This is a genomic window from Haloarchaeobius sp. HME9146 (assembly GCF_025399835.1).
Lineage (GTDB): Archaea > Halobacteriota > Halobacteria > Halobacteriales > Natrialbaceae > Haloarchaeobius.
The window spans coordinates 2,872,831-2,884,383 of sequence record NZ_JAODVR010000001.1 but is presented as its reverse complement, the minus strand read 5'-3'; the positions used below and the strand labels follow the sequence as shown (position 1 = coordinate 2,884,383).

General features: G+C 66.9%; 13 protein-coding genes and 1 tRNA gene. 9 read left to right on the top strand and 5 right to left on the bottom strand.

Annotated features, from left to right (window positions below):
* Nucleotides 1–198: 198 nt before the first annotated feature.
* The 4 genes from N6C22_RS14855 (at nucleotide 199) to N6C22_RS14840 (ending at nucleotide 2,481) form a co-directional block, all read left to right on the top strand.
* Entirely contained in the window at nucleotides 199–591 is a 393-nt protein-coding gene (locus tag N6C22_RS14855; RefSeq protein WP_261651904.1) for a DUF5820 family protein, read from the top strand.
* 179 nt (nucleotides 592–770) lie between these two features.
* Nucleotides 771–1,025 (top strand): hypothetical protein, encoded by a 255-nt coding sequence (locus tag N6C22_RS14850; protein ID WP_261651903.1) that lies wholly within the window; start codon nucleotides 771–773, stop codon nucleotides 1,023–1,025.
* Nucleotides 1,026–1,144: 119 nt separating this feature from the next.
* Nucleotides 1,145–1,594 carry a UPF0179 family protein gene (locus N6C22_RS14845; RefSeq protein ID WP_261651902.1) on the top strand — a complete coding sequence of 150 codons (450 nt, stop codon included), beginning with the start codon at nucleotides 1,145–1,147 and terminating at the stop codon, nucleotides 1,592–1,594.
* Nucleotides 1,591–2,481 carry a hypothetical protein gene (locus N6C22_RS14840; protein ID WP_261651901.1) on the top strand — a complete coding sequence of 297 codons (891 nt, stop codon included), beginning with the start codon at nucleotides 1,591–1,593 and terminating at the stop codon, nucleotides 2,479–2,481. The genes N6C22_RS14845 and N6C22_RS14840 overlap by 4 nt, the downstream gene beginning before the upstream one ends.
* Here the strand turns inward: N6C22_RS14840 and N6C22_RS14835 are convergent.
* On the bottom strand, nucleotides 2,463–3,260 hold the full coding sequence (locus tag N6C22_RS14835) for a succinylglutamate desuccinylase/aspartoacylase family protein (RefSeq protein ID WP_261651900.1): 798 nt from the start codon (nucleotides 3,258–3,260) through the stop codon (nucleotides 2,463–2,465). The genes N6C22_RS14840 and N6C22_RS14835 overlap by 19 nt on opposite strands.
* Nucleotides 3,261–3,417: 157 nt before the next feature.
* Between N6C22_RS14835 and N6C22_RS14830 the strand changes: the two genes are divergently transcribed.
* Together N6C22_RS14830 and N6C22_RS14825 are read left to right on the top strand one after the other, a co-directional pair.
* Complete coding sequence (locus N6C22_RS14830; RefSeq protein WP_261651899.1) at nucleotides 3,418–4,098, top strand: DICT sensory domain-containing protein; 681 nt, start codon at nucleotides 3,418–3,420, stop codon at nucleotides 4,096–4,098.
* A 140-nt stretch (nucleotides 4,099–4,238) separates the two neighbouring features.
* On the top strand, nucleotides 4,239–7,259 hold the full coding sequence (locus tag N6C22_RS14825; protein ID WP_261651898.1) for a G8 domain-containing protein: 3,021 nt from the start codon (nucleotides 4,239–4,241) through the stop codon (nucleotides 7,257–7,259).
* Nucleotides 7,260–7,280: 21 nt separating this feature from the next.
* Here the strand turns inward: N6C22_RS14825 and N6C22_RS14820 are convergent, their stop codons facing one another.
* On the bottom strand, nucleotides 7,281–7,775 hold the full coding sequence (locus N6C22_RS14820) for a DUF309 domain-containing protein (protein ID WP_261651897.1): 495 nt from the start codon (nucleotides 7,773–7,775) through the stop codon (nucleotides 7,281–7,283).
* A gap of 54 nt (nucleotides 7,776–7,829) precedes the next feature.
* Nucleotides 7,830–9,098 (bottom strand): hydroxymethylglutaryl-CoA reductase, degradative, encoded by a 1,269-nt coding sequence (locus N6C22_RS14815; RefSeq protein WP_261651896.1) that lies wholly within the window; start codon nucleotides 9,096–9,098, stop codon nucleotides 7,830–7,832.
* Nucleotides 9,099–9,213: 115 nt separating this feature from the next.
* On the opposite strand from N6C22_RS14815, the gene N6C22_RS14810 reads away from it, so the two are divergent.
* Nucleotides 9,214–9,747 (top strand): 2'-5' RNA ligase family protein, encoded by a 534-nt coding sequence (locus N6C22_RS14810; protein ID WP_261651895.1) that lies wholly within the window; start codon nucleotides 9,214–9,216, stop codon nucleotides 9,745–9,747.
* A gap of 54 nt (nucleotides 9,748–9,801) precedes the next feature.
* A tRNA-Leu gene (locus N6C22_RS14805) sits at nucleotides 9,802–9,885 on the top strand.
* A 188-nt stretch (nucleotides 9,886–10,073) separates the two neighbouring features.
* On the opposite strand, the gene N6C22_RS14800 is transcribed toward N6C22_RS14805, so the two are convergent.
* Both N6C22_RS14800 and N6C22_RS14795 read right to left on the bottom strand, forming a co-directional pair.
* Nucleotides 10,074–10,229 carry a hypothetical protein gene (locus tag N6C22_RS14800; protein ID WP_261651894.1) on the bottom strand — a complete coding sequence of 52 codons (156 nt, stop codon included), beginning with the start codon at nucleotides 10,227–10,229 and terminating at the stop codon, nucleotides 10,074–10,076.
* 50 nt (nucleotides 10,230–10,279) lie between these two features.
* A complete protein-coding gene (locus tag N6C22_RS14795) occupies nucleotides 10,280–10,486 on the bottom strand; it encodes a hypothetical protein (RefSeq protein ID WP_261651893.1) in 207 nt (68 codons plus the stop codon).
* 89 nt (nucleotides 10,487–10,575) lie between these two features.
* Here N6C22_RS14795 and N6C22_RS14790 point away from each other — a divergent pair, with 89 nt between their 5' ends.
* Nucleotides 10,576–11,382 (top strand): inositol monophosphatase, encoded by an 807-nt coding sequence (locus tag N6C22_RS14790; protein ID WP_261651892.1) that lies wholly within the window; start codon nucleotides 10,576–10,578, stop codon nucleotides 11,380–11,382.
* The last annotated feature ends 171 nt before the right edge of the window (nucleotides 11,383–11,553 follow it).

The window sequence follows — 11,553 nt, the reverse complement described above, 5'->3', positions numbered from 1 at the left end:
GACACGCCGGTGTACCCCTCCTCTTTATATACGGTGGCATCTCGACCCTCTCCTGTCCCCGGATTCTCGGTCGTCTCACGGTCACAAGGTGTTCCCTGAAACGTCCTGCTTCGCCGGGAGATTCTCGGTCCCCGAGGACCGGTTCGGCCCCGGTCCCGAATGAGCCATTTATTACGTCCCTTCGACTAGGGGCAGGCAATGAGCACTCTGGAGGACCTCCCGGCGGGCTGGACCGTGTGGAACGAGGAACCCGACGGTCGCTGCATCCTCGCGTACCGCCCCGACGTGTTCGATTCGGAGCAGTTCCCTGCAGCGTGTCTCCCGACGCTGTACCTCACCCGGGGACGCCGGAACCACCGTCGTCCGGGGGTCTCCCGGGAGGACGCCGTGACCGGCGACTGGTACGTGACGCTCTACTTCGAACCCGACGTCGAGTTGCAGGAGACGAACCGGTTCGAGAGCCGCGAGGCTGGCATCGATGGGGCGGTCGAACTGGCCCGGCGCTTCGCCGACGGCGAGATAGACCCGCGGGACGTCTACCAGGTCCCACGCGAGGACTACTTCGCGAAGCTCGACGAGTTGACCGGGTGACCGTCGGACTGAGCGGGCGGCTGTCGGCCTGAGCAGGTAACCGTCGAACTGACCGGACGACCGCCGAACTGACCTGACGGCCGTCGGAGTGATGTGGAACGCCTGATTCTGTCGCGTGTTCCCAGGTTCGGTCCAGTGACAGGAAAACGATTTTTGCGACCCAGCATGTACGTTTTCTGATGGCATTCCCGATCACGCTCGGCGTCGGTTCACTCCCGCCGGTGGAACGGCTCGTCTCGCTGGGAATCGTCCTTGTCGCCTGTGGAATCATCGCCGCACGGTTCTGGTTCTCTTTTGCAGTCCTTCGTGCTATCTCGTCCGGGGGAGACACCCAGCCACCGGAATCGAAGGTCAACTGTTCGGCGTGTGGGACCCGGAACGCCGGGTCCCGAACGGAGTGTCGGACCTGTGGCGAACCGTTACCCACCGAGTAGCATGTGCAATCCGGCGGCTCCTCCCTGACGCGCACAGAAACGCTATCAGCTGGCTGTCACTCGACACCACCCCAAACCGACGGGAAGCGCTTAACCGCGGCGGGAGTGTACGACGCGACATGTCCAAAGTCACGCTCATCGGGGCTCGCCTCGCACACGCCAGCCAGGAGTTCGTCTACCAGGGCGAGTCGAGTGCCTGTGAGGGCTGTCCCTATCGAGGGCAGTGCCTCAACCTCACCGAGGGGGTGAAGTATCAGGTCATCGAGCCACGGGAGAACGCCCAGACGCTGGAGTGTGCGGTCCACGACGAGGGCGTCCGGGCGGTCGAGGTCGAGCCGGTCTCGGTCCGCGCGAACATCCCGGCGAAACACGCCTACGCCGGGAGCAAGGTGTCGCTCGCCGGGCCGTGCCCGCACACCGAGTGTCCGAGCCACGAGTTCTGTGTCCCGGACGGGGCCGACTTCGACGAGGAGTACCGCATCAGCGAGGTCGTCGGTGACCCGCCCCACGACTACTGCTACCTCGACCGGGAGCTGACGATGGTCGAGTTCGACGCGCCCGACGAATGACCGACCAGCCCGACGCCGAAGACGGGTCGGAGAGACCGGAGACCCAGCCCGACACCGAGCCCGACACAGACCTGGCCGCCGACCTCGCGACCCAGGACCCGACTCCGGCCATCGCGGTGCTCGCCGAGGGCCTCCGGCCCATGCTCGACCTGGCGACCAGTGCGACGGGGGGCCTGGGGCTGCCCGAGCCGGCCGTCCTCGCCGACGACGTCTGCTCGCTCCCGCCCGAGGAGCGCTTTCGCGAGTCGGCGTCTCGCTACGCGAACCGGTTCGGGATGGGCGGATTGACAGACCCCGACAGTCTCGACGCGCTGGCGGCCGACCTGCCCCTCACCGACCCGGTCCAGACCGGCGTCCGAACGGTGGTCCGCAACGCGGGCCGCTGGCAGGGACAGCTGCTCGCCCAGCTCCTCGCCGAGCCCGACGACCCCGGGCCGTACCTCGCGCTCGTGATGCTGCTGGAACGCCTCGAACGGACCGCGCTGGCTGTCCAGACACGTCAGGAGGGCGGTGCGGGGGCCGAAGGCAGTGCGAGGGCCGATGACGACGAGACGCTCCCGCACCTGCTCTCGACGGAACTCGCCATCCTCGCCCGACTTGTCCGGCTCGTCACCGACGAGGACGCGACGGTCGACGACGAGGTGTACCTCGACGCAGCACTGGCGAGTTATCACCTTGAAGCTGCCACGGGGACCGCCCCGGAAGCGGACCCACGGGAGAAATCGGCCGACGAGCGCCGTCGTATCGTCCACCTGCAGGGGGCGATGCTCGCGGTGGACACGCTGGACCTGCCGGCCGACCAGGTCGCGGAACTGACCGGCGTCGACCCGTCACTGGTGCTCGCGGCGGTCGGTCGCCGCGACGAGAGTCACCGCGACGACAGCTGACCGACCATCCCGACCTTCTCGGCGGAGTAACCGAACACGTCCTCGTAGCCGTAGGCGGAGAGCAACACCGGGTAGAAGTCGTCCGCTGCGACCTGTGACTCGCCGTCGACCGCGGCGAACGCCTCGCCCGATTCGACGCGGTGGAAGTTCGGGACGAACACCTCGTACTCCTCGGCTGCCGCCTTCGGCACGCGTTCCGTGAGCCGGTAGATTGGGACGCGGCGGGGTGGAATCGTCCCCGGGAGGACGCCCGTCGCGGTCAGGAAGGACTCGGTCAGGTGGACCGCGTTCCGCTTTGCGTCCTCGCTCCCCTGGAGGCCGCACTCGACCTCGATGGTCTGGGGCACCGAGTTGAACACCCGGCCCTCGACGTACCGGCCCGTCTCGACGATGGCGGTGATGGGGAGCTGGGGGCAGATATCCCTGACCAGGTCGTCGACGCCGTCGACCACCGCGAACGGTTCGTCGTGCGACTGTGTGGAGTGCAAGGCGAGCACGCGACACCCGGTGAGCTCGTGTGCGAGGTCGTACGCGAGTCGCTTCTCGTGGGTCTCGCCGTCGGGGTAGCCGGGGAACGACCGGTTCAGGTCAGCTTCGACGTAACGAACGCCGCGCTCGACCGCTTCCTCGTTCGCGATGACGAACTTCACCGGTCGCTCTACGTCCGGGTCGCGCTCGAGCAACGTTTCGACGGCGTGGACCCCGCAGGGTTCGTCGCCGTGGACGCCCGCGACGACTGCGACCTCCGGCGTTCCCTCACCCAGCACTGAGACCTTCATCGGCCTTCTTGGTCCGGTCCGACCGCTGAAAAGGATTCGGACTCTCGATGGAATCCCATGACAAATCTCTATACTGCCACGTGACGTATCTCATTCTGGAGCCTGTCTGATGTCCCTCTCACAGATATTAGAGACGATGCGGTCACGTCGCAAGACGATGACAGTGTACGCATCCGAGCCGATGGCGGACCTCGACCTCGCGTTCGAGGCACGGAACGTGAGCCTCCGCTACGAACCGCTGCCGGAGGGGGACCAGGAGGGGTTCATCGTCGTGAGCGACGACGACGGGTACATCGGGAGCGTCGGCCTCGGTGCGGTGGCCGAACTCGTCTCACCAGAGAGCAGTCGGGGACTGAGCACCCAGCACCGGAACTCGGCGTTCCAGTGCCTGCTGGAACTGCTGGACGACACGGTGTTCCGGTCGCTCTCGAAGCGCCAGTTGCTCGCTGCCTCCCGCGAGATCGAGGACCGGGCGTGGCGCGTCGGCCGCGGTGAACTCCACACCGGATTCCAGAACCTCGGCGCGATGAAAGACCAGGTCCCGGTGTACGAGAAACTGGGCAGACGTGGCGACCTCTCGATTCACGTGTACGGCCTGCCGGACTGGATGCCGGATTCGATGACCGACGTCTGGTTCTACCCGGTCGAGTCCATGGAGATCGGCCGGTACTGGTTCGTGGTCTACGACGGCGGCGGGGACGACCTGAACGCGTGTGCCCTGCTCGCCGAGGAGACGGCCCCCGGCGAGTTCGAGGGGTTCTGGACCTACGACCCGACCGTCGTCGCAGACATCAAGCTGCACGTCAGTCGGCGGTACGGCCCCGCGAAGTCGCCCTGACCTGTTACTGTAGAATATCCAATACGAACCGCGACGAGCCACAGCCAGGGGAAACCTGAACGGAGTCCAACCTTTATTACTCGTGTCGAAAAGGTGTAACGCAAGATGGATGCGACGACTGGACCGGGAGGACCGCAGTAATGTCACGCGAGGACAAGGAAGGGCGATTCGACGGGGGAGACGGCGACGGACTCGGCGCGGACATCGGTGACCAGGCGGCGGCAGTGGGGGAAGCCGTGACGGACCTCGCACCGACACGACGACTGTTACTCGCGACGCTCGGAGCTGGAACTGCCGGGGCAGCACTGGGCAAGTTCGGGGTACCCAACCTGGCGTCGGTCGCGGCCGGTGGCGTCGAGGTCCCACCGCCGAGTGGTGCGGCGAGTCCCCCGGACCATCACGACCCAAGCGACATCGAGGCGCTCGTTTCCGAGGACCAGGTGACCCACCGCGCAACGCGAGACGGGTCCTGGCACGACCCGGCGACGTGGGGCGGGTCGGTCCCCGATGACTTCGCTCGGGCACAGATTCCGGCCGACGTGACGGTCACGCTTGCGGGGGACTCGACGGCCCGGATGAAGACGCTCAGGGTCGACGGCGCGCTTGCGTTCCATCCGGAGAAGGACAGCCATCTCCGGGCCGAGACGGTGGTCACGATGCCCGAGAGCGTCCTGCAGATCGGCCGGAAATCGCGGCCCATCGCCCGCGAGTCGGAAGCACGACTCACCTTCGTCGACCTCGGCCCCATCGACGAGGACTGGGACCCGAATCGCCTGAGCACCGGCCTACTGGCGCTCGGCGAGGTCCGGGTCCACGGCACCGAGAAGACGACGTGGAGCGAACTGGGGAGTGCGCCGACGCCCGGCGATAGCTCGCTCGAACTACCCGAGGCACCGACGAACTGGGACGAGGGTGACCGACTCGTGGTGGCTGGAATGGACCCGATGGCGAACGAGGACGAGGAGGTGTTCGTCACCGGTGTCTCGGGCTCGACAGTCGAACTCGACCGCACCCTCAAGTACGACCACAGCCCGCCGAAATCCGACCTCTCGGCGTACGTCCAGAACCTCGACCGGAACGTCCAGTTCGTCTCCGAGAACGAGGCCATCCCGCGGCGCGGGCACACCATGTTCATGTCCCGGAACGTGGCGGTCCACTACGCCGGCCTGTACGGCCTCGGCCGGACCGACAAGTCCTACGCCTTCACGAACCCCATCCACGGGAAACCCCCGGAGGACGTGGACCCGAACCCCCGCGCGAGGTACGCCCTGCACTTCCACAAAACCGGCATCGACACCGAGGAACCGCATACCGTGAAGGGCGTCGCGGTCCGGGGCAGCCCCGGCTGGGGTGTCGTCAACCACCACAGCTACGCCGAGGTCACGGACTCGGTCACCTACGACGTGTTCGGCGCAGGATTCGTCGCCGAGGCCGGGAACGAGCGGGGCTCGTTCGTCGGGAACTTCGCCCTGCGTTCCGAGGGCAGCGGCGACCTGCCCGACTCCCGTGACTTCGACATGGGCGACGACGACCCGGGCGACGTGGACGACTTCGGCCACGGCGGCCACGGCTTCTGGTTCCAGGGGCCGTCACTCACCATCGAGGACAACGTCGCGGCCGGCCACCGTCACCACGGCTTCGTCTTCTGGAACCGGCCACTCATCGACCGAGAGTTGCGTCCGGGCGAGGAGATTCACGACCGGCGCGGGACGGTCGCGAACTTCCCCCTGAAGTTCGTGGACGACGAGCAGATGCCCCACCTCGTGGAGTCCGACCACACGTACGACGGGAAGGTCTCCTCGGCGTACGTCCCCATCCAGTCGTTCCGGAACAACACGACGTTCGCCTCCGGCGGTGGTCTCGACATCTCGCGCCACCAGTTCGGCTGGGACCACGAGCGCTTCGAGGACTACAGCGTCATCGAGGGCTTCACCGCGTTCAACGTCGGGCCACTCGTCCGGTCCTGGGGCCGGGTCGCCTCGCCCGACCACGGCAACGCCGAGGGCGGGAACAACGGGCTCTCGATTCGCTACAGTCACAACCTTCGGGTGAAAGACGCCCGGCTGGTCTGGGGTCGCGGCCGGGAGGCCACGAAGCGCGCCGTCGACGACGAGCAGGCCGAGAAACACCCCGAGTCGCTCAACAGCGTGGGCATCAACCGGAACACGCCCTACCCCTTCCACGTCGTCTTCGAGGGCCTCGACGTGGAGGGCTGGAAGATCGGCGCGAGACCCCTGCCGCGAGGTATCACGGTCTACCGTGACAGCCGGTTCGCCAACGACGTCAACGTCAGCGTCGAGGACGGCCATCCGCACCCGGCGCGGCGAATCAAGCTGGAGAACTGCACCTTCGAGCGTGGCGGGAAGGGCAACTTGCGCGTCGGCCTGGACGAACCCGACGACCGCGGCGCGGACGAGGTGTTCGACGACGACGGGGGCGTCGTCATGGACGGTCGGCCGGTGTACTACGAGGCCCAGCGCCCCGACCACGTTCCCATTCCCGACCAGAAAACGGTCGACCAGCTCGGCGCGGACGACCTGAAAGAACTGGCGGGCACCGACGCCGGGAACCTCGTCGGGAAGACCAACCGCCAGCTCTACGACCAGTACGGCATCGCGGTCAAAGGCCGCCCGATGCCGGACGACGCTGTCGCAGATGAGCGCGTCTCCGGCGGCTATCTCGCCTCGCCACCACCGAGCCCGCCGCGAGAGGTCTGGTTCGAGGCCGAGGAGACGACGGTTCGCGCACCCTTCGAGACGAAGTCCGACCCCAACGCCTCCGGCGACAGCTACGTCGTCGCTGGCGGGGTCGACAGCAGCCACGAGCCGCCCAGCGAGGGCCACCTCACCTACGACTTCGAGGTGCAAGGTGGCGAGTACGAGGTGTACGCGAGAGCCCACCGACCCAGCGACGAGGACGACTCGTTCTGGGTTCGCATGGACGACGGCGACTGGATTCGCTGGGGCGGCGTCGGTGGCGAGCGCGACTTCGCCTGGGAGCGCGTCCCCGAACCAGAGACCGACGACTGGTCCGACCACCGCCAGTTCTCGCTCTCGGAGGGCAGCCACACCTTCACGGTGGCCTTCCGGGAGGACGGCGCACAGCTCGACAAGCTGTTCGTGTCGGGGAGGGGCAGGACGCCCATCGGCTACGGCGAGTAGAGCAGGAGAGAACTCGCGGGTTCAGGGACCGTGTTCGGTCAACTCGGCGTACTCGTAATCTACTTCCCTGACCTCGGGACGCTCCCCGTCGAGACGGATGCGCCAGCCGTCGAGTTCCGAAGGCTCGGTCAGTGCGTTCGTGAGGACGGTCCGAATCTCGCGCAGGTCCACCCCGTAGTAGTCACCCGGCAAGCCGTGGAAGTACTGGAGGGCGGTGCGAAACAGCGAGCGCATCCCGTCGTCGTCCTCGAAGTCGTAGTGCTTGTACGCCCCCGCGGCGACCTGCACCATCCCGTGGAGGAACATGCTCTCGGCGTTGCCTCTGCCGTAGTTGTACCACTCGTCCTCGAAGCAGTCGTGGGACTCGTGGAACTCGCCGGCGTTGTAGAGGCGAACCCCGTGGACCAGGGCGCGCCGGAGCGTGTCGTGCTCCCAGCGTTCCTGCTCCGGGAGCCAGCCGGTCGGGGTGCCCTGCGTGGGGGGACCGACGGTCGGGTCGGTCGTGTGCTCGTCCATCTGGTCGATGGTTCGGCTGGCAGGCTGGTCAATCCATCGCTGCTGTGGGGCCGCCTACTCGCCCAGTTCTGCGACGAGCTCGCGAGCGCGACTCGCCCGAACGTCGTCCTCGGCGACCATCCGGGCGGCGACCTCGTCGACGAGGTCTTCGGGGGCCCCGGCCTCGGCGGCGACGTTCTTCGCGTGGAGTTTCATGTGACCGGTCTGGATGCCTTCGTCCGCGAGTGCCCGCATACTGGCGATGTTCTCCGCGAGCCCGACCGCGGCGAAGATACCCGCGAGTTCGTCGCCGGTCTCGACGTCGAGGAGCTCCATCGCGGCGTTGGCGGTCGGGTGCGCCCTGGTCGCCCCGCCGACGACACCCACCTGGACGGGGACCTCGATACTGCACGCGAGGTTGCCGTCGGCATCGACCTCGAACGTCGTGAGTGGCCCGTAGCCGTCACGTGCGGCGTAGGCGTGCGCACCGGCCTCGATGGCCCGCCAGTCGTTCATCGTCGCGAGTGCGAGGCTGTCCATCCCGTTGAGCACGCCCTTGTTGTGCGTGGCGGCCCGGTACGGGTCGGCGGCAGCGAACGCCCAGGCGTCGACGATGCGGTCCCTGACCTGCTCGCCAGACCGGTCCGTGTCGTCGCGGTCGAGAGCTTCGGGCGGAATCGTACACCGGGCCCGGGCGAGCCGACGGTCGGCAAGGTTCGACAGAATCCTGAGGACGACCTCACCACCGGTCAGGTCCGCGATGGTCGGCGCGACCCCTTCGGCCATCGTGTTGACGGCGTTCGCGCCCATCGCGTCCTGCGTGTTCACGAGCAGGTGGACGACCAGCATCTCGCCGGTCGGCGTGTCGAGGGCGCGGGCGGTCACCTCCTCGCAGCCGCCGCCGTGGGAGACGAGGACGCCCTGGTCGTTCGCTTCGGCCCGGATATCGCCGGCGTGTTCGAGGACCCGCGCTCTGGCGGCGTGTGGGTCCTCGACGTCGGTCACCTGGATCTGGCCAGTCATGTAGGGGCCGGTGACCGAGGTCGAGAACCCGCCTTCGGAACGCGCGAGCTTCGCCCCGTGCGCCGCGGCGGCGACCACACTGCTCTCCTCCGTCGCCATCGGAATCAGGCGGTCGGTCCCGTCGATGCGGAAGTTCGTCGCGACGCTGAGGGGGTAGGCGATGGTCGAGACGACGTTCTCGGAGAGCTGGTCGGCGGTGGCGAGCCCCGACGTGGATTCGAGGGCGTCGCGTGCCGTCTCGGAGAGGTCACATCGCGCCGCGAGCACGTCGAGTCGCTCGGCCGGCGGGAGTTCGTAGAAGCCGGGAATACGGGAGTCCATGCCTCGTGATTCCCAACTGAAGAGTATAGTCCATTTGGTTGGCAGGAACTGGACCGGCTGCTGTGCCATTTCGTATCACGAGAAAGATATTTCATCTCGACACGTCTGGTGCGACATGACCTACGCTATCGTGACCACGCTCACTGGCGAGTGCGCTGAGGAGGTAGAGCGCCTCTGGCGCGACCTTCACGACCGGTTCGGACTCGCGAGAACCTCCCCGGTACCGCCGCACTGTTCCTACCACGGTGCCGTCGAGTACGGCGACGACCTCGACGAGAGCCTCTCGCGGGTCGCCGAAGCGTTCGACCCCTTCGTCGTCCAGACCGCCGGTATCGGTGTGTTCCCCGGTGACTCGCCCGTCGTCCACGTCCCGGTCGTCCGGACCGACGAGCTCTCGCTGGTCCAGCAGACCATCTTCGACACGGTCGTCGGAGCCGCGGAGTCTCCCAACACCTACTACCGACCATCGGTGTGGCAACCCCACGTCACCCTCGCACACGGGGACCTCACGCCAGCAGAGCTCGGTTCCGTGGTCGCGTTCCTGAACGACCGCGCCCCCTCCCTCTCGTTCGTGGCCGACGAACTCGCCGTCGTCGACACCGACGAATCCGGTGACTGTGTGGTCGCCCGCTTCGCCCTCGGTGGATAATCCTGCCCCGGTTCGCAACGTTTTAACGCCCCGACAGCACAGTTACGGATGCGTGCGAGGGTAGCCAAGCCTGGAAACGGCGGCGGACTCAAGATCCGCTCCTGTAGAGGTCCAAGGGTTCAAATCCCTTCCCTCGCATGTCTGGCGCGACCGAAAGAGAGCGCCCGACTGCGAACGGAAGGGTTTGAGCCGGGGAGCAACTCGTTGCGACCGAGGTTCAAATCCCTTCCCTCGCATGGCTGCGGGAAACCGCAAGACATGCGCGGCAAGACGGAGCGTCTTGCCCTCGCAAACTTCTGATACCGAAAATTCGAGTAGCGACCGCGTCAGAATCCGCGTTCTTTCTCGTCGTCGTCACCCACGAACGGGTTGTTGTCCGAGTAGCTGGGGCCGTCGTCCGTCGTTCCGCCGAACTTCCAGCGGAGCGCGAGCATGAACACGATGGCGAGGGCGAACAGCCCGACCTGGATGGGTTCGACCATAGCCGGAGATGGCCGGTCGAGGGGCAAAAGCGTTGTTCTGTCCGGGAGTGTCAGTTCCGTCGCATCCGTTCGGTGAGCGTGACCCTGCCGTCGCCGTCGGCGTCCATTGAGCCGGGGTCCATCCCACCGCTGTCGGTGTACTCCACGTCGGGGTCGGGTCGCTCGCCCTGGTTCAGTCGGGCGAGTTTCTGCCAGAGCATCACCAGGATACCGACCAGACAGAGGAGGAAGAACAGCTCGGCGTAGAGGCCAACCATGGTTATTCACTCTCTATCTGGTAGATAAAGTTTCTTGCCGCGTGTTCGAAATCGGAGAGTATTTTCGTCCGGCTGCCCGGAGTGTGGGCATGACCGAGTACGCAGACCGGGTTCGCGTGGCCGAGGCGGCCGCGCGAGCCGGCGCAGACGTTGCGGCCGGGGGGTTCCGGACCGGCATCGCCATCGAGGAGAAGGGCCAGAAGACGGACGTGGTTACGCAGGCGGACCGGGACGCCCAGCGGGCCGTCATCGAGCACATCCGCCAGGAGTTCCCCGACGACGCAATCGTCGGCGAGGAGGACGACGAGTTGAAGGCGGTTCCCGAATCGGGGCCGGTCTGGGTCATCGACCCCATCGACGGGACGAACAACTACGTTCGGGACATCCCGGTGTGGGTGACGAGCGTCGCGGCGGTGGTCGACGGCGAGCCCGTCGCGGCCGCGAACGCGATGCCGGCGCTCGGGGACTACTACACGGCCGGGCCCGACGGGGCGTTCCTGAACGGGAACGAACTCGCGGTGAGCGAGAAGACGGACCTCGACCGGTTCGTCATCTGCCCGACCATCTGGTGGGACTACGACCGTCGGGACGAGTACAGCCGGGCGTGTGAGGTCATCGTCGAGCGCTTCGGCGACATGCGGCGGTTCGGCTGCGCCCAGGCCGTCCTCGGGATGGTCGCGGCGGGTTCGCTGGAGGCGACCATCACCAACGTCGAGGTGAATCCCTGGGACACCGTCGCCGGGGTGTATCTGGTGCGGCAGGCCGGCGGCACCGTGACCGATCTGGAGGGAGAGCGCTGGACCCACGAGAGCCAGGGGCTGGTCGCCTCGAACGGGACGCGACACGACGCAGTGCTGGAGGCGGCACAAGAGATCGAGCAGATTCGGACTGCGTGACGACGGTTGCGGTGGGTAGCGGACAGGTCCGCTCGCGCTGGTGGCAATGGGACCGCAACCGCACCGCCCCGCAGCCACGCCCTCCCCAGCCGACTCCCTGCGCTCCGTTCCGTTACACTCCACTTCGCTCCGGTCGTCCCTCGCACAGCCGCCTCGTGGCTTCACTGGCGT